Origin of the sequence: Alishewanella sp. d11 (genome assembly GCF_049390205.1) — a bacterium.
Lineage (GTDB): Bacteria > Pseudomonadota > Gammaproteobacteria > Enterobacterales > Alteromonadaceae > Alishewanella.
Window position 1 is genome coordinate 2,266,283 of record NZ_CP186547.1, and the last position, 20,934, is coordinate 2,287,216.

The following is a 20,934-nucleotide window of genomic DNA, read 5'->3' on the forward strand; positions in this document are numbered from 1 at the left end:
AGGAATTATAACTAGCTTGAGCCAACTCATTCGTTTCTTGTTATTAGCTTATGTTTTAGGAAGCGTTGTTTTCGTACTTCTGCTCTATGGATTACAGCAGTATCAAGCAGAACAACGTATGAAAATGCAATTACAACAGTATGCAGAGTTACTGCAAGTTAGTTTGCGTCCTTTTTTAGCCAATAACTCTGCTGAGCAACTTAACAGTTTGCTTCGTGATTTGCAGTTTCGGGCTAACTTACCTATAGCCGCCATGGGACTTTATCAAGCAAATGGCGAGCCCTTGGCCAGTTCTGGTTTGCAGGTATTACTTCCCCCTTATTTGGCGTCATTGCCATTAAAGTCCTATCAGCTAACTACGGTGGGTGCAAAACAGGTTGCGGTTTTACCGTTAGAGACTCACCTCAAGGCGGCAGATCACAGCATGTTAACGTATAAACCCGATGCGTATTTAGTGATAGTACCTGAGGATGTGAGTTATCTGCGGCCGTTTTTAGTGCTAATGGCCTTAGTGTTAGGCGTGTATACGTTAATTTTCATCATGACGCTGATACTATTGTTCCGTTGGCAGCGGCAGCGTAATGATGCCTTAGCGAATTTGTTGGATGTAGCAGAGCATGAGTTGTATGCTGAACAGACCTTACTAACGCTACCTAACTTACCCAAAGATCTACAGTCAGTGCAACAGCAGTTAACTCAGTTGGTTGCAAGGTTCAGTGCTAAGCTCAGGTTGCAGGAAGAGCAAGGCGCAGAATTAGTAGAGTTGCAGCGCGTTTTTTCCCAGCTTTCTCAGCAGCAGTCGTTAAGTACGCAGGAATATCAAATATTACAAAATAACATCTTGCTTTGGTTCACCCAGCTTAAGTTAATTTGGCAACGACAAGAACAGCTACCCCCTTCAGTTTTCTCTACTCTGATGCGTTTACAGCTACTTTATGGACAATATCAATTTACGCAGCCAAAGTTAGTCATTACTGCAATACCGGTAGCTGATTGGCTTGCTGGTCATATTCCGACTTTGAATCAGTTATTACCCCCTGATGTCAACATTGATTGGCTCGAAGGCCCCCACAATAAGAGTAGTGTTATTGAGCAGGATAGTTCCCTACTAGAGGCGGTATTACAAGCCTTGTTATTGTTGGCAAGGCGTTCTGACAGTTTAACCAGGTTAGCGCTGCGGTTTAGAGTGGAGCCAAGTGAAAGCCCTCAGCTAGTAATTCAGTTAAATTGCGATGGCCAAGGTCTTAGTGCGGAGCTGCTGCAGCAGCTTAAAGCGGCGGATACCGCGCAATGGCAATGGCGTGATATTGACTTAGTTGTCTTACAATATGTGGCGAAAGTCCTTGATGCTAAGCTGAAGATACAATCGTTAGAAGGATTGGGGCTAAGTGTAGCTTTGCAAATTCCCTTATCGTTAGCTGAGTTACCTTTTACCGCGAAAATGGGGCAAGTTCTGTTGTTTGATCAGGACGCTGAGCGTTTAAGTGAGCGCACGACCATGCTAAATGCTTTAGCGATGCAAGTGACCTCCAGTAAGAACCTAACAGACTTACATTATTTACTGAATAAAACGCTTCCTGATTTGATTATCATAATGTTACCTGCTGGTGCTGCAAGTCCAGAATGGTTAGCCTTACTGCATCAAATGAATGCTAGATTTAATGTACTGATTTTTGCTCCCGTTAGCGAATTAGCTCAATGGCAAGCAGAGATCTCATGTATATCGGCTGCTGATTTCAACCTTATGGCCATTGCTAAGCGATTGCTTTCAGTGTTGCCTGCAGTTTCAAGTAAAAACTTGCTGGTAGTTGATGACAATGAAACGAATCAAGCTTTTGTTAGAGTGTTACTACAACATAAGGCGATTAATCTGCATTCAGCGCTAAGTGGTCAGGAAGTCTTAATGCGCTGTCAGCAGCAGCAATTTGATCTGATTTTATTAGATATTAGCTTACCTGATATTTCAGGTATTGAAGTGGCTCGCCAGCTAAGAACCTTACCTGCATACCAAGCAACCCCCATCTTAGCCTTTACCGCTCATGCACTGCCTGCGGAAATTGCGGAGTTTAAGTGTGCTGGTATGGATGATATTTTATTAAAACCTTTAGATCCTGATAAATTTGAGACACTTTTGGCGCGTTACCAGCTATATTAAAAGAATAAAGAGTGCAAAATTTATCCGCTACAGCATTCCTTTTTCAACTAATTAGCATGTATATTTAATAGGAAGTTAAGGAAAAGGCTAACCAATCGATGAGACAAAAAGAAGCAGATGAAGGTTTTCTGTTCTTAGCAGATGACGATGACGCGCCATTAAAACCAGATATGCAAGCGGGGGTGTGGAATTTACTTATTGTTGATGATGATGAGGAAATCCATACGGTTACCAAGCTTGCACTGAGTGATCTTATCGTATTGGGAAAACCACTACAGTTCCACCATGCTTACTCGGGTAAGCAAGCCATCACGTTTTTAAAGGAACAACCTGATACTGCCTTGGTATTACTTGATGTGGTGATGGAGACGGATGATGCGGGTTTACAAGTTGTAAGACGTATTCGTGACGAGCTGCATATGGATGAGTTGCGTATTGTTCTCAGAACAGGGCAACCTGGTTATGCACCCGAAGAAAGTGTGATCAAAGAATATGATATTAATGATTATAAAACCAAGACCGAGTTAACCCGCAATAAGCTTGTAACAACCATCATTTCTTCCATTCGTTCCTATCAACAAATTAAAACCATTAATCAGAATCGGCGCGGTCTGCAAAAAATTATTAAAGCCGGCGCAAATTTACTTGAACAACATTCCTTACATGAGTTTTCCGAGGGCGTTGTCACGCAAATCTCCTCATTAATTGGCTTACATGCTGAAGGTGTGCTGTGTGCACAAATTGAAGATGACGGCACGGCCAGCGATAAAATCTATGTACTGGGTGCTGCAGGGCACTATGCTCCTTTTATTAAGTGTCAGCTAGATCGATTGGATAATGCCCGTATCATTCAGCAGATAAACCTCTGTTTGTCGGGGAAACGCCATATTTTTACTGACCAAGATACGGTGCTTTATCTTGGAAATGAAAAGCATAATGCCGCGGTGTATATTGAAACCAATCGGCCAATTGAAGAGGCCGATAAACAGCTGATTGAAGTTTTTCTCAGTAATATTTCCATTGGTTATGAAAATGTCGCGTTGTTTCAGCAACTAAAACATGCGGCCTATATTGATCCTCTTACCAAAACCCCTAATCGCAACGAATTTATCCAGATCTTGCAAGATACTCGGCGGTTTGAACCCGATCATATGGTTGCCGTACTGGTGGATGTTGATCATTTTTCGGATGTCAACGATGGTTTAGGCCAGGAAGTGGGGAATGAGCTGCTTATTGCCATCACATTGCGCTTGATTGAGCATTTCGGCGCGAGTTCACAACTTGGTCGCATCGGTGCCGATGTCTTTGCATTAGTGGGCCCTGAAGATGAGCTGACGCCAGAGCGTCTGCGTGAAGTATTCCTTAATCCGTTTCAGGCTTTTGAGCATAGCTTACAGGTGAATGCGACCTTTGGCATCTGCCGGCTACGCGACTCTGCCGAGCAAGGCATGGTCATTATGAAACATGTCTATATTGCACTTAACAAAGCGAAGAAGACCTTAGGGGTGCATCATCAGTATTATCAACCTGAGATGGAAGAGGAAGTCAGCGAGCGCTTAACCATGTTAAGAATGTTGCGGGCTGATTTTGCGTTAGACAAATTACAGCTTTGGTATCAACCGCAGCTTTGCTTAAAGACTAATCGTGTGGTGGGGCTGGAAGCGTTACTGCGTTGGCCACACCAGCCTGGACAGTTTATTTCGCCAGCGGTATTTATTCCCTTGGCTGAATACTCTGGGTTGATAGTAGATATAGGGCTTTGGGTCTTAGAGCAGGCGTGTCGGCAGATCCAACAATTATCCGCGCAAGGTTATGCTGAGTTGCGTATTGCGGTGAATGTATCTATGCCACAATTCCGCTCAGTGCACTTTGTACAATCTGTGATAGATACCGTTAGCCGTTATCAAATTAAGCCACATTTACTGGAGCTGGAAATTACCGAATCGGTGGTTATGGATGAACCCAAAATAGTGGTAGCCGCGTTACACAAGCTGAAAAGTTTCGGCATAAAAGTGGCTATTGATGACTTTGGTATTGGGTTTTCCTCGCTCAACTATTTACAGAAATTACCCCTAGATCGTATCAAGGTTGATCGCGCTTTTGTCAGTGATGTAACTGAAACTAGTGGTGGGTTGATTGCTGAAACCATTATTAATTTAGGTAAACGTATAGGCCTTTCCACCATTGCTGAAGGCGTTGAAACAGCTGAGCAGTTAGCGGCTATTGAGAAAATGGGCTGCGATGAGGTGCAAGGGTTCTTCTTTGCTAAGCCGATGCCAGCAGCTGAACTGAAACAATTTTTAGAAAATTATCAGGGTGGTTGTAAATAACAACAGCCAGCATTAGCTGGCTGTTGAATGACGCTACGCTGTTATTTTTTAGCGCGTTCAAAAGAGGTCATAATTTCTGCTTTTGCCGCAGCAGCATCGCCCCAGCCAGTGATTTTAACCCACTTACCTGGTTCTAATTCTTTATAGCGCTCGAAGAAATGCTGGATTTGTTTTTTCAGCAGTTCTGGCACATCGTTAATATCCTGAATATGATCGTACAGCTTAGTCAGCTTGCTCACTGGCACCGCAATCACTTTGGCATCTTCGCCAGACTCGTCTTCCATATTCAACACGCCAACAGGACGGCATTTGATTACCGCGCCTGGAATTAATGGGTAAGGCGTTGGTACCAACACATCTACTGGATCACCATCTAACGACAATGTATGGTTTACAAAACCGTAGTTACATGGATAAAACATTGGCGTTGCCATAAAGCGGTCAACCCATACAGTGCCAGTATCTTTATCAACTTCGTACTTAATAGGATCGGCATTGGCCGGGATTTCAATAATAACGTTAATTTCATCTGGCAGATTCTTGCCGGCAGCTACATCGCTTAAGCTCATCGCTTGGTCCTCAGGTTAATTAAGTGCCGCTATTATAAAGGCGGCAGTACAATTGGCTATAAGTTATTAGTCGAATAATCAGTTTGTTTTATGGTAACCGACGCAGGTTTCCACTTCATGTTTAGACCCTAAAATCACCGCGACGCGTTGGTGAATATCGGTCGGTACGATGTCCATAATACGTTCGTACCCAGTTGAACTGGCGCCACCGGCTTGCTCAACTAAAAAACTCATCGGGTTGGCTTCATACATCAACCGTAGTTTATCAGGTTTGGCGGGATCTTTTAGATCACGCGGGTAAGCAAAAATACCGCCACGACACAGTACTCGGTGCACATCACCTACCATAGCGGCTATCCAACGCATATTGTAGTTTTTACCACGTGGCCCTTCTTTGCCTTGCAGCAGGTCGGCAATATAACGCTGCATCTCAGGTTGCCAATAGCGCTGGTTTGACATATTAATTGCAAATTCGGCGGTGTATTTTGGAATTGTTGCCTGCTCTTCTGTTAATAAGAAGCCACCATAGGTTTTATCTAAGGTGTATAAGCGGGTGCCTTTACCGGTAGTTAACGCCAGCATCGTGGAAGGGCCATACAATACATAGCCCGCGGCTAATTGCGCAGTACCTGGTTGTAAAAACTGGCTGGCATCGTCAGGTTCTTTATTGGCGTCGGCCGGTAAAATAGAAAAAATCGTGCCGATCAGGCTGTTGATATCGGTATTGGAAGAGCCATCTAAAGGATCGAAGGTCACCAAAAAACGGCCGCTCGGATTACCTGGTACAATAGTATCTTCTTCTTCCGAACTGATTGCTTTAACAACACCGGTTTCCAGAATAACTTCTTTTAAGAGTTCATTGGCAATAATATCGAGCTTTTTTTGTGTTTCGCCCTGCACGTTTTCTGCTAAGGTAGAGCCCAGCACGCCGCCTAATTCGCCCTGACTGACCCGAAAAGCAATTTCGCGGCAGGCAGCTAATATGGTTTTAAGTAACGAGATCAGATCCGGATCTACGCCATCTTGTTGCAGTACGGGAGAGATGCGACGCATTGTTATAGGTCCTTTTTATTATCGGGTAAGAGGTGGCTGTAATCAGCCTTAACCATTTTAAAGAATTTCTCGCTAAATTGCAGTTTTCATCGCAGCTTTATCTGCATTTGTTACAATAGCGGACAATTATTAAAAATAATGGTCGCCATGCGATGTTTATGCACTTTATTTTTGCCATGAGCAATGCCATTTTCAGCACGAGAGTAACCTAATGCACATTCATATTTTGGGTATTTGCGGCACCTTTATGGGCGGTATTGCTGCCTTAGCCAAAGCGCTTGGACACCAGGTAACAGGCTCCGATCAACATGTCTATCCGCCAATGAGTACGCAATTGACTGCACTAGGTATTCAGTTAACGCCGGGCTATGATCCTAGCCAGTTAGAACCTGCGCCAGATTTGGTTATCATCGGCAATGCCTTATCTCGTGGCAATGCGGCGGTAGAATATGTGCTTGATCGCAACCTGCCATATACCTCTGGTCCACAATGGTTATCCGAGCAATTATTACAACAGCGTTGGGTGTTGGCGGTGTCTGGCACCCATGGTAAAACCACCACGGCCAGTATGCTGGCTTGGATCTTAGATTATGCGGGGTTGAATCCAGGGTTTTTAATTGGTGGCGTACCACAAAACTTCGACTGTTCGGCCCGTTTAGGGGATTCGCCGTTTTTTGTGATTGAAGCCGATGAGTACGATACGGCCTTTTTTGATAAGCGCTCCAAGTTTGTGCATTACCGGCCGCGCACCTTAGTAATTAATAATCTGGAATATGATCATGCGGATATTTTCCCAGATTTAGCCGCCATCCAGCGGCAATTTCACCATTTATTGCGCATGGTTCCCGCTAGCGGTTTAGTGCTCTCGCCAGAAAGTACACCCGCAGTCGCGCAAACACTGGCACAAGGTTGCTGGAGCGAGCGACAAGCCTATGGCACGGATTGGCAAGCGCAATTACTGCAAGAGGATGGCAGCCAGTTTCAAGTCTGTTGGCAACAACAGGTGCTGGGTGAAGTGCACTGGCAGTTAACGGGGCAACATAATGTGGATAATGCCATGATGGCGATTGCTGCGGCGCGCCATGCTGGCGTGCCGGTGTCGGTGAGTATCGATGCTTTGGCGGCCTTTGTGGCACCGAAGCGGCGCATGGAGTTAAAAGGCACGCCTGGCAATATTGCGATTTATGATGACTTTGCTCACCATCCAACGGCGATCGCTACTACCTTACAGGGTTTAAGGGCGAAAGTGGGCCAAGGTCGGATTCTGGCCGTATTGGAACCACGCTCTAATACCATGCGCCTAGGTGTTCATCAGGCGGCATTGCCGCAAGCACTGCAGCATGCCGATGAGGTGTTTTTGTTTGAGCCACAACATGCCGGCTGGTCTATGTCAGAGGTCGTGGCAAAACTCAGCCAAGCCGGCAGTGTCAGTTATGACATTGATGAGCTGGTGCAGCGATTACTCCATACCGCGCAACCTGGCGATAGCATTGTGATTATGAGCAATGGTGCTTTTGGTGGTATTCACCAGAAGCTACTGTCTGCATTAACTGACAAGTGGAATTCATAATGACCGAACATGGCTTTGCACCCCGTGCCGAAATCACCTTAGCTTTTACCGGCGCCTCTGGTGCACCCTATGGCTGGCGCTTACTGGAATTATTGCTCGCTCAGCAGATTAAAGTGCATTTATTGATTTCCAGCGCTGCGCGCGTGGTGTTTGCTACTGAACACGATATTAAGCTGGCTGGCGCACCCGATAAATGTACCGAGCAATTAGTGGCGCATTTTAATTGTGCGCCAGCATTGCTGAGCGTGTACGGTAAAGATGATTGGTTCTCACCGGTGGCTTCGGGTTCTGCTGCACCGAAAAAGATGGTGGTTTGCCCCTGTTCTACCGGCACGCTGTCGGCGATTGCGCAAGGCGCAAGCGATAATCTGATTGAACGGGCCGCTGATGTGGTATTAAAAGAAGGTGGCAAATTGATCTTAGTGGTACGCGAAAGCCCGCTCAGTGCTATTCATTTAGAAAATATGCTGAAATTATCCCGCCTAGGCGTTTGTATCATGCCAGCTGCCCCTGGTTTTTATCATCAGCCCACCCAATTAAGTGATTTGGTTGATTTTATGGTGGCGCGCATTTTGGACCAGCTTGGTCTATCCCAGCAATTAGTCGCACGCTGGGGCTATGGCGGCCAATAAGTTTACTAGTAGGAGTGTTGAGTTGAGTATTGCACTGGATATTGCCGGACTGCATAAAGTGTATCGCAGTGGTACTGTGGCACTTGCAGGTATTGATTTACAAGTTAAACAGGGCGATTTTTTTGCCTTACTAGGCCCCAATGGTGCAGGTAAAAGTACCACCATTGGCGTGATCAGCTCGTTGGTGAACAAGACACAGGGCAAGGTGCAGGTATTTGGTTATGATATCGATACCGATCTTGAAGCGGCAAAAAGTCAGCTAGGGCTGGTGCCGCAAGAATTTAACTTTAACCAGTTTGAAACCTTACTACAAATTGTGGTGAATCAGGCTGGCTATTACGGTGTTCCGAAAGCTATTGCGCTGCAACGCGCGGAAAAGTATCTAGGCCAGTTGGGGTTGTGGGAAAAGCGTAATGCCAGAGCGCGTGAGTTGTCTGGCGGTATGAAACGCCGTTTAATGATTGCCCGCGCTTTAATGCATGAGCCGAGATTACTGATCTTAGACGAACCCACCGCAGGGGTAGATATTGAACTGCGTCGTTCGATGTGGGAGTTTTTACGCACTATTAATCAGCAGGGTGTAACCATTATTCTTACCACCCATTATCTGGAAGAAGCAGAAATGCTCTGCCGCAATATTGCCATTATTGATAAGGGTTTAATTATCGAAAATACCAGTATGAAAGCCTTGTTGGCTAAACTGGGTAAAGAAACCTTTATTTTGGATCTGGATAGCTTGCCAGCAGCATTACAGTTAGACGGCTTTGCGTGGCGAGTGTTAGAAGGGCAAAGTATCGAAGTGGATGTCGAGAAAGCCCAAGGACTTAATCCCATTTTTAGTCAGTTAACCGCGCAGCAGATCAAAGTCCTGTCTATGCGCAATAAAGCCAACCGGTTGGAAGAGCTGTTTGTTAATTTAGTCGAGCATGGCCGGGGAGCATCTGCATGAATCGCCGTTACTTGGTAGCGTTTAAAAGTATTTTGGATAAAGAGATCACTCGCTTTATGCGGATCTGGGTGCAAACCTTAGTGCCGCCAGCCATTACCATGAGCCTGTATTTTGTGATTTTTGGCAGCCTGATTGGCTCACGCATTGGCGAGATGAATGGTTTTAGCTATATGGAGTTTATTGTGCCGGGGTTAATTATGATGTCGGTAATTACCAACTCCTATGCCAATGTTGCCTCTTCGTTCTTTAGCGCGAAATTCCAGCGTAATGTTGAAGAGCTGCTAGTCGCCCCAGTACCTAATTACCTGATTGTATTAGGTTATGTTGGTGGTGGTATGGCGCGCGGTATGCTGGTCGGCTTGATTGTAACGCTACTATCGTTATTTTTTGTGACCATTCAAATCCACAATCTCGCTATTATTGTGCTAACGGTGGTGCTCACCTCGATGCTCTTTGCCTTAGGGGGCTTAATTAATGCGGTCTATGCGAAAACTTTTGACGATATCAGTATTATTCCCACCTTTGTGTTAACGCCACTGACTTACTTAGGCGGGGTGTTTTATTCACTAACGTTATTACCCGGTTTTTGGCAGCAGGTTGCAGCTTTAAACCCAATAGTGTATATGGTAAATGCATTTCGTTATGGTTTTCTTGGCTATACCGACGTTAGCCTCTGGTTAGCGTTAGCCGTGGTAGTGAGTTTTATCGTGGTATTATTCAGTTATGCCATGTATCTGATCAACAAGGGTATAGGCTTACGTAGCTAAGTATTTACTTAGTTAGGTGATTAAATCCCGGCTACAGGGATAAATTAACAGCAGACATTTAATCGCGGTGACTATCAGTCTAGCGTGTACAAGGTAACACGCTAGGCTCAGGATAGTCGCGCTCAGGTACTGACAGGCATGAATGACACAACCAGACGTCAGGCTACCGCTTCGGAAGAAGCGTTGTGGCGGATTTTTACGATTCCGGAAGCACCGGATTCGACATTAAGTATTATTGAGCAGAATCTGTCGCAGAATCTCGCTGGGTTTTTAAACGAAAGCATCGTTGCAGTTGAAAAGCCGCTTTGGCAAATCGAGCGAGATTTTCAGGATCACCAAATTCCAGAACAACCGACTTTTGTTTCCGATTATACCGAGAGTATTATGCAAAAACTGGTGGCGCACTCGGTTCATACCGCGGCGCCCAGTTTTATTGGCCATATGACCTCGGCCTTGCCCTATTTTGTGTTGCCGCTGTCCAAGATGATGGTGGGGCTTAACCAGAATTTGGTTAAAATTGAAACCTCTAAAGCCTTTACTCCGCTAGAGCGTCAAGTATTGGGGATGATGCATCATCTGGTGTACGGTGAGCGTGAGGGGTTCTATAAAAAATGGATGCACAGTGCTAATCATTCCTTAGGGGCTTTTTGCTCTGGCGGGACTGTCGCCAATATTACTGCCTTATGGATTGCCCGTAACAAGTTATTTAAAGCCGAAGGTGATTTTAAAGGCATTGCCAAAGAAGGCTTATACCGCTCAATGCAGCATTTTGGCTATCAAGGCTTGGCAATTGTGGTGTCTGAGCGCGGTCATTATTCGCTAGGTAAGGCGGCCGATGTGCTGGGGATTGGCCGTGAGTCGGTGGTCTCGGTAAAAACCGATGCCAATAACAAAGTGGATATTGCCGAGATGCGAAAGGTGCTGGCCGATCTGCAAGCACGGAATATTAAAGTATTATCGATAGTCGGGGTGGCGGGTGCCACCGAAACCGGTAATGTGGATCCGCTTAATGATTTGGCCGATTTAGCCGAAGCTTATCAGTGTCATTTTCATGTGGATGCTGCCTGGGGTGGTGCGACTTTATTGTCGGAGAAATACCGCCATCTACTCGCGGGGATTGAGCGAGCCGATTCGGTAACTATCGATGCGCATAAACAAATGTATGTGCCGATGGGTGCCGGTATGGTGGTGTTTAAGCACCCCTCTGCCGCCAATGCCATTGAGCATCATGCAGAGTATATTTTACGCAAAGGCTCGAAAGATTTAGGCAGTCAAACGCTAGAAGGCTCGCGTCCGGGCATGGCGATGCTGGTGCATGCCTGCTTGCAGGTGATTGGTTTAAAAGGCTATCAAATTCTGATTGATCGCAGTATCGAAAAAGCCAAATATTTTGCCACGCTAATTAGCCATAATATTGATTTTGAACTTATTACCGAGCCTGAGCTGTGCATTTTAACCTATCGTTATGTGCCAGCGCAGGTGCAAAAGGCAATGGCTCACGCCAACAGTGAGCAGCGGCTGCGCTTTAATGAACTCCTTAACGGCCTGACTAAGTTTATTCAAAAGCGGCAACGGGAGGAGGGGAAATCTTTTGTGTCCCGTACCCGGTTAACGCCAGTGCGTTACGATAGACAAGAAACGATTGTGTTTCGAGTAGTGTTGGCGAATCCCCTGACGACTGAGCAAATTTTGCATGATGTGTTGGTGGAGCAAGATCAACTGGCGCAACTCGACAAAGAGTTTTATCCAAAGTTACGCCAGTTAGCGGCCGATATTCTCGCCTAAGTGTTAGGTATTGCAGCGGCTAACCTCGGTTAGCCTAAGCCCTGCCACCAAAAATACAGCGCCAGCAAGCTAAACAGGCTGGCGCTACTATAACAAAGGATCTTGCCCAATAAACCGCTACTGAGTTTCAGATCATGTAAGCCATGATGAAGGCGATGCATGGCATGAAACAAGGGCAAGCAAATAGCGGCACCGGCCAGTGCTAACCCTGCCAGTCCCCACCAATCCTGCAATAGCCACTGTTGTACCTGCTGATAATTAAGCGCATTTTCTGGTAACACACCCAGCGGATAGAGTAACGCTATCGTCAACAGTAAACCCGGTATTACTACGGCAAAGCAGACACCACCGGCACTAAACAGGGCCCACCAAATCGGTTCGTCTGAGCGTTTTGGCTGCTTCATAGCACACCGCCTAGCAACAGTAATAACAAGGCTGCTACGGCCATAGTGCCTAACCATTGTTCGGCAATCATCAGGGGGGCCGGCAACAGTGGCATCACTCTGGGAAAGAGCTCAAAAAAGGTTTTAGCATGAAACAAACTGGCCGCAAAGGTCAGGGCATTCAGAGCAATCACCCAAGGCTGCGCCATAAAGCTGAGCCAATTTAGCCAGCTTTGTTCACCTTGCTGTAAGCTATAAAAACCGGCGATTAAACAGCCACAAAAAAATAATAAGGGTAAAACGGTGGCTTCCCGCAACATATAGAAACGGTAATAGCGATGCTTTAACCACCAGCTGCCAGTAAGCGGCGCCAGATAAGGGCGGCGAGGGCTGTGTTGTTCAGACATAAGGTGCTCCTAAGGCTTAAACAGGCCAATGACAAAGTCAGTCGCCGAGGCAACTTTTCCCTGATTGACGGCGGCGGCCGGATCTAAATGCTTGGGACAAACATCAGAGCAAAAACCGACAAAGGTACAGCCCCAAACGCCATTTTTGCCATTTAGCTGCGGCATGCGCTCAGCCTTACCCTGATCGCGATTGTCCAAGTTGTAGCGCTGCGCCAGCGTGAGCGCGGCTGGTCCCAAAAACTCAGGGTTTAAGCCAAACTGCGGGCAGGCGGCATAGCATAGGCCACAGTTAATACAGCTGGAGAATTTACGATACTTTGCCAACTGTTTTGGTGTTTGCTTATGGGGTTGTGGTTTAGTGGCTGGCGTTGTTGCCGCACTTTGCTCCTGGCGGATCAGGTAAGGCTTCACTGCTTGTAAATGTTGCAAAAACAGCGTCATATCCGATACCAAATCTTTCTCTGTCGCAAAGTGGGCTAACGGCTCTAACAGGAGATCGCCGCTATATTCACGTAAAAAGGTTTTACAGCCTAGTTTAGGGATGCCGTTGACCATCACACTGCACGAGCCGCAAATGGCCATCCGACAAGACCAGCGAAACGCTAAGCTGGGATCTAAGCTTTGTTGAATATACAGCAAGGCGTCCAGCACCGAGGTGCTGTTATCAAAGGGCACTTGATAGCTTTGCTGGCTGGGCTTTTGATCGTGCTCTGGGTTATAACGCTGAATAACCAGTGTTTTTTCCACTGTTTTTTCCATTATACCGGCTCCTGCTTTGTTGCGGCGCCGCCATAAAGGCGGGCAGCGGGGGTCGATTTAGTGATCCGCACCGGCTGATAGCTAATCTTGGCGCTACTGCCTGCTGCGCCAGCTGTTGCTGGCATTAACTGCGCGATGGAATGCTGCAGATAATCAGTATCATTGCGGCTTTGCATACCTTGATCTAAGCGCTGGTGCGCGCCACGGGACTCTTGTCGTGCCAAGGCGCTGGCACACATGGCTTCTGCCACATCCAGCCCAAAACCCAGCTCGTAATGTTGCAACAGCTCGTAATTAAAGATTTTACTGTGATCACTGACGGCTAATTGCTGATAGCGCTGTTTTAGTTGCTGCAAGGTGTTGAGACACTGTTGCATGCCCTCCGTGGTGCGATAGATACCACAGCCTTGCTCCATCGCAAGCGTCATGGCTTTGCGTAAGCTGGCTACGCTATCAGCTTGTTTTGCTCCAAAACGTGCTTGTAGCTGCTGGTGATGCTGTTGGCATTGTGCGTTCAGCGCGCTGCTAGGAAGCGCTTGGCGTTGTTTGGCATGGGCTACGGCAGCAACACCTGCAACTTTGCCAAAGACTAATAGTTCCGTTAATGAGTTGGAGCCAAGACGGTTGGCACCATGCAGGCCAACGGAAGCGCATTCACCAATGGCGTACAAGCCCGCGATACGGGTTTGGCATTGACCATCCGTTAAAATCCCGCCCATGGTGTAATGCACTGCAGGGCGGATGGGGATGGGCGCTTTGGCTGGATCAACATTGACATAGGATTTGGCTAGCTCACAGATAAAGGGCAGACGTTCATTCAGATAACGACTACCCAGATGCCGTAGATCTAAATAGACTACTGCATGCTCACCATAGTTACCGGTGCGACCTTTTTGCTGCTCATGCCAGAAGGCTTGCGACAGCTTATCGCGTGGCCCCAGCTCCATAAATTTATTTTCGGGTTTACCCAGTGGCGTTTCTGGCCCTAAGCCATAATCCTGTAAATAACGATAGCCGTCTTTATTCAGTAGAATACCGCCTTCGCCGCGGCTGGCCTCGGTGATCAGAATGCCTGAGCCGGGTAAGCCAGTAGGGTGATATTGCACAAACTCCATATCGCGTAAGGCCACGCCGTGCCGGTACGCCAGTGCTATACCATCGCCGGTGACAATGCCGCCGTTGGTGTTGTAGTGGAACACGCGGCCGGCACCGCCGGTGGCTAAGATTACGCTTTTGGCCTGAATTTGGTAAAGCTCACCGCTGCTTAGCTGCATGGCCAGCACCCCAGCAATTTGCTGCTCTGCCACCAGTAAATCTAATACAAAGAACTCGTCCAGCCTGTTTATATTGGCGAACTGCAACGAGGTCTGAAACAAGGTATGCAGAATATGAAAGCCGGTTTTATCTGCCGCAAACCAAGTACGCTCGGTTTTCATGCCACCAAAGCGACGGACCTGCACACTGCCATCATCACGGCGGCTCCAAGGGCAGCCCCAGTGCTCTAACTGCACCAACTCTTCATAAGCATGGCTGACAAAGTAATCGACAACATCTTGATCGGCTAACCAATCACTGCCGGCGACGGTATCGTCAAAGTGCGCTTGCAGGCTATCTTGTTGCAGCGTAACGGCGGCAGCGCCACCTTCTGCTGCTACGGTATGGGAGCGCATGGGATACACTTTGGAGAGCAAGCTAATTTTGCAGTTAGGATCGGTTTGGGCTGCCGCAATGGCGGCACGTAAGCCGGCACCACCACCGCCAATAATGGCAATATCAGTGTGCAGTATTTGCATGATGCTTCCTTATAGTGCTTTATGCATTCGGCTAGCGCTGCTGCGTTAAGCGGGCTGCGCTGCCTTATTTTTTAGCCGGTGCAAGCTGGCTGATAGTACTTAGTAAGCTGCCCAGTACAGACCGGCGCAAATTAATAATGGATACAGATGACAGAGCAGCACATTTAAGCCTAAATAGCGGCTCAGCTTAGCGGGCTGCTCAGCATATTTAAAAATGCCGGGTAATAATTTAAAGAGTACAGGTAAGCTGAGTAAACCCAGCAAACTTTGCCAAGGTAATTGTTGGGCTATCACCCCTATAAGCAGCAAAATATAGCTTAACGCTGCTAACAGGCTAAACACACTGGCACTGCGCCGGCGGCCAATCACGATAGGGAGATGACGCCGTCCAACCTGCCGATCTGCTTCAACATCAGGGAATTGGTTTAGTAACAGTAAATTGCTAACGAGTAAGCTGACAATTAAGGCCAGCAGCCAAGCACCGCCAGTCAGTTTATCGGCAAACACCCAAAAGGCGCCAAGCGTCATCAATAAGCCAAACCCCACGCCCGGTGCCAGCAAACAGAGGATGGGCGCTTTATTGATGTATTGGGTATAGGCATAGATAATCATCACCCCAGGAATACCAATCAGCAGCAATTGCCAGCCATGTTGCAGGGTGAGATATAAGCCACCCATAATGACTACTAACAAGGTGCTTACCGCCAGCGTCAGGGCGATGCTACTCGCGTGGGGATTGGCAACCAGCGTGCCACTACCACCACTAAAGGGGGTGCGCATGGTTAAAAAATCTAGCCCAGATTTAAAGTCGAAATACTCGTTAAAGGCATTGACACTAATATGGGCACAAAGCGCGACCAGCGTGACCAATATGTATTGTGACCACAGTGGGGCGGCGCCTGCTTGCCAACTGGCGGTTGCGGCCAAAGCGATACAGACTAGCGTTAAAGTTAAAAAATTGGCTCGGCCGACACCCAGTAACACGGCTATCACTTAGCGCTCCTTCTTTCGATGATAGTTAACTTACCACCTCTTGGCTTTGCCAGCAGCGGCAGCCTGAGATGATAAAAGATCATGGTACTCCCTTTACTGTTACAGGAGTTTGATCTGTATTCTATTTTGATTATTTAGTGGTTACAGGTTAGGCGGGTTCAACATTAATAGCAAATGCCAGCACGCGGCCGCTTAGCATGGCGAGGTTTACCAAAGCGCCAATTGGCTTTGCTGCTCACCCGCCCACGGTAGCAGTACAGGATGCTGGAAATGGGGCACTAATGGTTGCAAATCGCGGGCAAACTGTCTTGCTAAGTGCGGGGCCTGCCGATTATCTGGCGTGTGCAAATACAGATAAGGCGTTTTGCCTGCGTTTAGCCAAGCTGCGATTTTGTTAAGCCAAGGCTGATAATAGTGTTGATTGGTACTGAGATCATCACAACCGATAAAACGCACCACTGGGGTATCGCTTAAGCAAATGGCATGCACCGGTAAGCGCGGTTTTTTTTGCTGGGCATCGAGCAAGGCTGGCGTGGTGGCAGCAACCGAAAATAACGCCCGACTATCCAGCACTACCCGCTCGCATTGATACTCATGCAGTAAGCGGTTTAGGCTAATTTCGTGCTCGGCTTTATCAAAAAACTCTGGATGGCGCACCTCCACACACACCTTGGTGAGCGGACAGAGCACCTCGAGTTGTTGGGTTAGCCAATTTAGCTGTGCAGGGCCGGTGGTTTTCGGTAATTGTAAATGTACCAAGCCGATATAGGGATGTAAGGGCGTTAAGCATTGCCACCACGCAGTGAGCGCTTGGGCCGTGTCGGGCATAGGTGTGTTTGTTTGCGCATGTGATAAACGGGAAGGGACTTTGAGCTGCAGCCGAAAATCAGCAGGCAGTAAGCTGGCCCAACGCGCGACAGTGGCCGCATCGGGGTCGGCATAAAAGCTAGTATTGCCCTCTACAGTATTAAAAACGCTGGCGTAGTGCTTTAAAAATTCCGCTTGCGGCGTATCTGCACTATAGAGGCTGCCTTTCCAAGCCGGATTGGCCCACATAGGGCAGCCTAAATACAGCAGAGGTGATGGCACCCGTTTTACACTTCCAGATTATCAATCAGCCGGGTATTGCCAAGCGCCGCAGCCGCTAAAATCACCTTAGGTTCGCTCGCAGTTTTTGCCAGTGTTAAGGTTTGTTGATGGCTAATATTAAAGTAATCTGGTTGAAAGCCCGCTGCGCTAAGATCGGCTTTGGCTTGACGCTCTAAGGCCCGATAATCATGCTGATCTGCGGCGATGGCGGCTTTGGTCTGCTGGAGTATTTGATACAGCGCAGGCGCTAGCTGCCGCTGTTCGGCAGTTAAGTAGCCATTGCGTGAGCTTAAGGCTAAGCCATCAGCAGCACGTTCGGTCGGTACGCCAATAATCTCAATCGGAAAAGATAAATCAGTGACCATTTGCCGAATAATGGCTAATTGTTGATAGTCTTTTTGGCCGAAGCAGGCCACATCAGGCTGCACCAGATTAAACAGTTTACTGACCACCGTACTGACACCCCGGAAATGCCCAGCACGGCTGGCACCACAGTGCAGATCCCCCAACAGCGGCACTTCGACATAGCTTTGTACATCTAGACCACGTGGATACATAATCTCCGGTGTTGGGGTAAAGAGGGCATCGGCCTGATGGGCAGTTAAGCCGGCAATATCGGCGTCTAGGGTACGTGGGTATTTATCTAAATCTTCATTTTTGCCAAATTGCATTGGGTTAACAAAGATACTGCAAATCACCCGATCAGCATGGTGGCGGGCAATATCGACCAGTTTAAAGTGGCCATTATGCAGGTTACCCATGGTAGGTACAAAGGCGATGCGCTCGCCTGCCTGACGCCAAGAGGTAATTTGTGCGCGCAGCGCAGCAACAGAATCCAAAATATTCATTTAATTAAAACTATGCTCCTGGCCTGGGAAAGTACCGGCCTTAACTTCACTGACATAGCTGGCAATGGCGCTACGAATTTCGCCGGTTTGTGCCAGATAATTTTTGGAAAACTTCGGGATATAACCACTGCTAATGCCAAGTAAATCGTGCATCACCAACACTTGACCGTCAGTGACGTTACCGGCACCTATGCCGATCACCGGAATAGCTAAGGCTTGAGTAATGCGTTCTGCCAAGGCAGTAGGGATACATTCTAATACCAGCAGTTGTGCGCCTGCCTCCTGCAAGGCCAGAGCTTGACGTACCATGGCATCGGCTTTCTCTGCGGTTTTGCCTTGGACTTTATAGCCCCCAAACACATGCACTGATTGCGGCGTTAAGCCTAAATGACCACAGACAGGCACGCCGCGTTCGGTTAAAGCTTGAATCGTAGGCAGTAAAAAGTCACCGCCTTCAAGCTTGACCATATTGGCACCCGCTTGCATTAATGGCACTACGCTTTGTAGCGTTTGTTCAAGGGTGCCATAACTCATAAAGGGCATATCGGCAATAATAAAGGCGTCGCTAGCACCGGCTCGAACTGCACGAGTATGATAAGCAATATCGGCAATGGTAACCGGCAAGGTATCGCTATGGCCTTGCAAAACCATGCCTAGCGAATCGCCAATGAGCAGGATCTCTACGCCTTGCTCAGCAAAGAGCTTGGCAAAGCTAGCATCATAGGCGGTCAACATGCTGATTTTCTCGCCCTGCTGTTTCATTTTTTGTAATACTGCGGTGGTGATTTTCGCCATAATAAAATTCCAACTAGCTTTCGGCTTGCGCAAGATCGCACAAAGCAGGATGAGCTGCCAGCGGCAGCGGCTGCAGGCCATTTAATGGCACCTGCTTTATCAGCATTGTTAATGGGGTGCCATCTGGCAGGGTTAACTCGGGTGCCAGTTCAAACAGTGGGTAAAGTACAAACTCGCGCTGGCGCATACCATAATGTGGAATGGTTAACTGTGCTGTTGTCAGTTGCAGTTGGCCGTACAGTAAAATATCTAAATCTAAGGTACGCGGCCCCCATCGCTCAGCTTTACGTTCACGGCCTTGTTGCAGCTCGATTTGCTGTAATGCCGCTAATAATTGTTGCGCGCTGAGTTCGGTATCAAGCGCCGCAACAGCATTCACATAATCAGGTTGATCCTGTGGCCCCATCGGCTTCGAGCTATAAAATTGTGATACCTGACGCAACTGTGTCGCTGGCAATAATGCTAAGGCGGCTACTGCACGTTTCAGCTGCGCCACGGGGGCGATTAGGTTGGCACCAAGGCCAATATAACAACGCTCAGCCATGATGTTCATTGTTCGTGCTGACATTGCGTTTACGTTTGTAGGTGCGGCGCCGCTTTGGACTCTCTACACCCGCTTTACCAAGTTGCTGAATCAGCGCCAGTCGCTCATTTTCATCACTGTATTGGAATTGCTCCCACCAGCGGGCTAAGTCTTGCAGTTCACCGCCTTCGGCCGCAGCACGTAGCACCAGAAAATCATAGGCACCCCGAAACTTAGTTTGTTCCATCAGTTTAAAGGCACGGCGTCCAGCACGTTTCGGCAGGCGATTTTGCAAGTACCAAATATCGCGCATGGCTAAGGTAAAGCGTTTAGGAATGGCAATAGTACGCTGAATATCATCCAGTACTTCGGTCATGGCAATGCCGTAAGCATCATTTTCATTTAAACCGCTTTCAATCAACAGCGTTTGCGCCCGAACTTCTACTGGATACCAAAGCATTGCTGCAAAAATAAAGGCCGGTGTTACAGGCTTATCGGTTGCAATGCGCTGATCGGTATCTTGCAAGGCGCGGGTGATTAATTGAAAAGCCTTGCCTTCTGGCTCCCGTTTTAGCAGTTTTTCTAACTGTGGCATCAGCTGTTTTAAAATATTCAGCTCACGCATTAGCATAAAGTTGTCAAAACCCTTGCCTGACAGCCACATCTTCACCAGCTCGTCAAACAAGCGGGGCGCTGGAATATTTTTTAACAAGACCGCTAACTGTGGGATATCCGCTGCGCTCTCAGGCGCAATTTGCATATTTAGCTTAGTCGCAAAGCGAATGGCTCTAAGCATGCGAACTGGATCTTCACGATAGCGGGTTTCTGGATCGCCAATTAACTCAATGCGGCGTGCCGCAATACTTTGCACCCCATTGGCAAAATCATAGATGGCAAAATCGTTAATCGAGTAATACAGTGCATTCACTGTAAAATCACGCCGCTCCGCGTCTTCTTCGATCGTGCCATAAACGTTATCACGCAGAATTTGGCCATGATCACTTAAGCTGGCAATTTTACTGGCGTTATCATCTTCTTCGACACCGCTGTGATGCCCACGAAAGGTCGCCACTTCAATCACTTCACGGCCAAACACCACATGGGCAAGCCGAAAGCGACGGCCAATAAGCCGACAATTACGAAATACCTGTTTGATTTCTTCTGGACGCGCATTGGTCACAACATCAAAATCTTTCGGTTTTAACCCCAATAACAGATCGCGAATACAGCCGCCAACCAAATAGGCTTCGAAGCCGGCATCTTTGAGGCGATACAAGACTTTTAAGGCGCTCGGACTAATATCTTTACGAGAAATTGAATGCTGATCACGGCCGATAATCTGCATGGGAGGCAAAGCTGAAACGACAGCAGAACTTGGTTTTGCTTCAGGCTTGGCCTTGGCAGCAGGGTTCTCCGGGCTGGCCGTTACGGTATTTTTTCCGCCAAGGGTGCGGCGGCAAAAATCAATCACGCGCGAAATAATGATGTCTCTCCTAAATGGAAAAGGTTACAGGCTTTAAGCCGAAAAAACCGG

At 47.6% G+C, this 20,934-nt stretch carries 19 protein-coding genes; 7 read left to right on the top strand and 12 right to left on the bottom strand.

The window, feature by feature from the left end:
* Positions 1–16: 16 nt before the first annotated feature.
* On the top strand, positions 17–2,155 hold the full coding sequence (locus ACO1PK_RS10340) for a response regulator (protein WP_423185555.1): 2,139 nt from the start codon (positions 17–19) through the stop codon (positions 2,153–2,155).
* Positions 2,156–2,253: 98 nt separating this feature from the next.
* Entirely contained in the window at positions 2,254–4,485 is a 2,232-nt protein-coding gene (locus tag ACO1PK_RS10345; RefSeq protein WP_423185556.1) for a two-component system response regulator, read from the top strand.
* 41 nt (positions 4,486–4,526) lie between these two features.
* Here the strand turns inward: ACO1PK_RS10345 and ppa are convergent, their stop codons facing one another.
* Positions 4,527–5,054, bottom strand: coding sequence for an inorganic diphosphatase (gene ppa, locus ACO1PK_RS10350; RefSeq protein WP_423185557.1), 528 nt, complete (start codon positions 5,052–5,054; stop codon positions 4,527–4,529).
* A gap of 78 nt (positions 5,055–5,132) precedes the next feature.
* Entirely contained in the window at positions 5,133–6,107 is a 975-nt protein-coding gene (locus ACO1PK_RS10355) for a class 1 fructose-bisphosphatase (protein WP_423185558.1), read from the bottom strand.
* Positions 6,108–6,318: 211 nt separating this feature from the next.
* Here ACO1PK_RS10355 and mpl point away from each other — a divergent pair, with 211 nt between their 5' ends.
* The 5 genes from mpl to panP all read left to right on the top strand — a co-directional run bounded on the left by mpl (position 6,319) and on the right by panP (position 11,810).
* Positions 6,319–7,677, top strand: coding sequence for a UDP-N-acetylmuramate:L-alanyl-gamma-D-glutamyl-meso-diaminopimelate ligase (gene mpl, locus ACO1PK_RS10360; protein ID WP_423185559.1), 1,359 nt, complete (start codon positions 6,319–6,321; stop codon positions 7,675–7,677).
* Positions 7,677–8,309, top strand: a complete 633-nt coding sequence (locus tag ACO1PK_RS10365; RefSeq protein ID WP_423185560.1) for a flavin prenyltransferase UbiX — start codon at positions 7,677–7,679, stop codon at positions 8,307–8,309. Before mpl ends, ACO1PK_RS10365 begins: the two co-directional genes overlap by 1 nt.
* Entirely contained in the window at positions 8,296–9,258 is a 963-nt protein-coding gene (locus ACO1PK_RS10370) for an ABC transporter ATP-binding protein (RefSeq protein ID WP_423185561.1), read from the top strand. The genes ACO1PK_RS10365 and ACO1PK_RS10370 overlap by 14 nt, the downstream gene beginning before the upstream one ends.
* Positions 9,255–10,025, top strand: a complete 771-nt coding sequence (locus tag ACO1PK_RS10375) for an ABC transporter permease (RefSeq protein ID WP_423185562.1) — start codon at positions 9,255–9,257, stop codon at positions 10,023–10,025. Before ACO1PK_RS10370 ends, ACO1PK_RS10375 begins: the two co-directional genes overlap by 4 nt.
* A 138-nt stretch (positions 10,026–10,163) precedes the next feature.
* Positions 10,164–11,810, top strand: coding sequence for a pyridoxal-dependent aspartate 1-decarboxylase PanP (gene panP, locus ACO1PK_RS10380; protein ID WP_423185563.1), 1,647 nt, complete (start codon positions 10,164–10,166; stop codon positions 11,808–11,810).
* Positions 11,811–11,839: 29 nt separating this feature from the next.
* Here panP and frdD read toward each other — a convergent pair whose 3' ends face one another.
* The 10 genes from frdD to pcnB all read right to left on the bottom strand — a co-directional run bounded on the left by frdD (position 11,840) and on the right by pcnB (position 20,745).
* Positions 11,840–12,214: a fumarate reductase subunit FrdD gene (gene frdD, locus ACO1PK_RS10385; RefSeq protein WP_423185564.1), complete on the bottom strand. Its 375-nt coding sequence runs from the start codon at positions 12,212–12,214 to the stop codon at positions 11,840–11,842.
* A complete protein-coding gene (locus ACO1PK_RS10390; RefSeq protein ID WP_423185565.1) occupies positions 12,211–12,600 on the bottom strand; it encodes a fumarate reductase subunit C in 390 nt (129 codons plus the stop codon). The genes frdD and ACO1PK_RS10390 overlap by 4 nt, the downstream gene beginning before the upstream one ends.
* A gap of 9 nt (positions 12,601–12,609) precedes the next feature.
* A complete protein-coding gene (locus ACO1PK_RS10395) occupies positions 12,610–13,359 on the bottom strand; it encodes a succinate dehydrogenase/fumarate reductase iron-sulfur subunit (RefSeq protein WP_423185566.1) in 750 nt (249 codons plus the stop codon).
* Positions 13,359–15,152, bottom strand: coding sequence for a fumarate reductase (quinol) flavoprotein subunit (gene frdA / locus ACO1PK_RS10400; RefSeq protein ID WP_423185567.1), 1,794 nt, complete (start codon positions 15,150–15,152; stop codon positions 13,359–13,361). The genes ACO1PK_RS10395 and frdA overlap by 1 nt, the downstream gene beginning before the upstream one ends.
* Before the next feature lie 99 nt (positions 15,153–15,251).
* A complete protein-coding gene (locus ACO1PK_RS10405) occupies positions 15,252–16,145 on the bottom strand; it encodes a prenyltransferase (protein ID WP_423185568.1) in 894 nt (297 codons plus the stop codon).
* A 207-nt stretch (positions 16,146–16,352) separates the two neighbouring features.
* Complete coding sequence (locus tag ACO1PK_RS10410) at positions 16,353–17,201, bottom strand: DUF72 domain-containing protein (protein ID WP_423185569.1); 849 nt, start codon at positions 17,199–17,201, stop codon at positions 16,353–16,355.
* 38 nt (positions 17,202–17,239) lie between these two features.
* On the bottom strand, positions 17,240–18,082 hold the full coding sequence (gene panC / locus ACO1PK_RS10415; RefSeq protein ID WP_423185570.1) for a pantoate--beta-alanine ligase: 843 nt from the start codon (positions 18,080–18,082) through the stop codon (positions 17,240–17,242).
* Positions 18,083–18,877 carry a 3-methyl-2-oxobutanoate hydroxymethyltransferase gene (panB, locus tag ACO1PK_RS10420; RefSeq protein WP_189483175.1) on the bottom strand — a complete coding sequence of 265 codons (795 nt, stop codon included), beginning with the start codon at positions 18,875–18,877 and terminating at the stop codon, positions 18,083–18,085.
* Between the two features lie 13 nt (positions 18,878–18,890).
* Entirely contained in the window at positions 18,891–19,445 is a 555-nt protein-coding gene (gene folK, locus ACO1PK_RS10425) for a 2-amino-4-hydroxy-6-hydroxymethyldihydropteridine diphosphokinase (RefSeq protein WP_423185571.1), read from the bottom strand.
* Positions 19,414–20,745 carry a polynucleotide adenylyltransferase PcnB gene (gene pcnB / locus ACO1PK_RS10430; RefSeq protein ID WP_423188201.1) on the bottom strand — a complete coding sequence of 444 codons (1,332 nt, stop codon included), beginning with the start codon at positions 20,743–20,745 and terminating at the stop codon, positions 19,414–19,416. The genes folK and pcnB overlap by 32 nt, the downstream gene beginning before the upstream one ends.
* Positions 20,746–20,934 lie beyond the last annotated feature (189 nt).

Excerpts from the sequence above, each read along its gene's own strand:
- ppa (WP_423185557.1), bottom strand. The coding sequence starts at position 5,054 with ATGAGCTTAAGCGATGTAGCTGCCGGCAAGAATCTGCCAGATGAAATT.
- panP (WP_423185563.1), top strand. The coding sequence starts at position 10,164 with ATGAATGACACAACCAGACGTCAGGCTACCGCTTCGGAAGAAGCGTTG.
- ACO1PK_RS10370 (WP_423185561.1), top strand. The coding sequence starts at position 8,296 with ATGGCGGCCAATAAGTTTACTAGTAGGAGTGTTGAGTTGAGTATTGCA.
- panC (WP_423185570.1), bottom strand. The coding sequence starts at position 18,082 with ATGAATATTTTGGATTCTGTTGCTGCGCTGCGCGCACAAATTACCTCT.
- panB (WP_189483175.1), bottom strand. The coding sequence starts at position 18,877 with ATGGCGAAAATCACCACCGCAGTATTACAAAAAATGAAACAGCAGGGC.
- ACO1PK_RS10365 (WP_423185560.1), top strand. The coding sequence starts at position 7,677 with ATGACCGAACATGGCTTTGCACCCCGTGCCGAAATCACCTTAGCTTTT.
- ACO1PK_RS10345 (WP_423185556.1), top strand. The coding sequence starts at position 2,254 with ATGAGACAAAAAGAAGCAGATGAAGGTTTTCTGTTCTTAGCAGATGAC.
- ACO1PK_RS10395 (WP_423185566.1), bottom strand. The coding sequence starts at position 13,359 with ATGGAAAAAACAGTGGAAAAAACACTGGTTATTCAGCGTTATAACCCA.
- frdA (WP_423185567.1), bottom strand. The coding sequence starts at position 15,152 with ATGCAAATACTGCACACTGATATTGCCATTATTGGCGGTGGTGGTGCC.
- pcnB (WP_423188201.1), bottom strand. The coding sequence starts at position 20,745 with ATGCAGATTATCGGCCGTGATCAGCATTCAATTTCTCGTAAAGATATT.
- frdD (WP_423185564.1), bottom strand. The coding sequence starts at position 12,214 with ATGAAGCAGCCAAAACGCTCAGACGAACCGATTTGGTGGGCCCTGTTT.
- ACO1PK_RS10390 (WP_423185565.1), bottom strand. The coding sequence starts at position 12,600 with ATGTCTGAACAACACAGCCCTCGCCGCCCTTATCTGGCGCCGCTTACT.
- mpl (WP_423185559.1), top strand. The coding sequence starts at position 6,319 with ATGCACATTCATATTTTGGGTATTTGCGGCACCTTTATGGGCGGTATT.
- ACO1PK_RS10375 (WP_423185562.1), top strand. The coding sequence starts at position 9,255 with ATGAATCGCCGTTACTTGGTAGCGTTTAAAAGTATTTTGGATAAAGAG.
- ACO1PK_RS10410 (WP_423185569.1), bottom strand. The coding sequence starts at position 17,201 with ATGTGGGCCAATCCGGCTTGGAAAGGCAGCCTCTATAGTGCAGATACG.
- folK (WP_423185571.1), bottom strand. The coding sequence starts at position 19,445 with ATGTCAGCACGAACAATGAACATCATGGCTGAGCGTTGTTATATTGGC.
- ACO1PK_RS10355 (WP_423185558.1), bottom strand. The coding sequence starts at position 6,107 with ATGCGTCGCATCTCTCCCGTACTGCAACAAGATGGCGTAGATCCGGAT.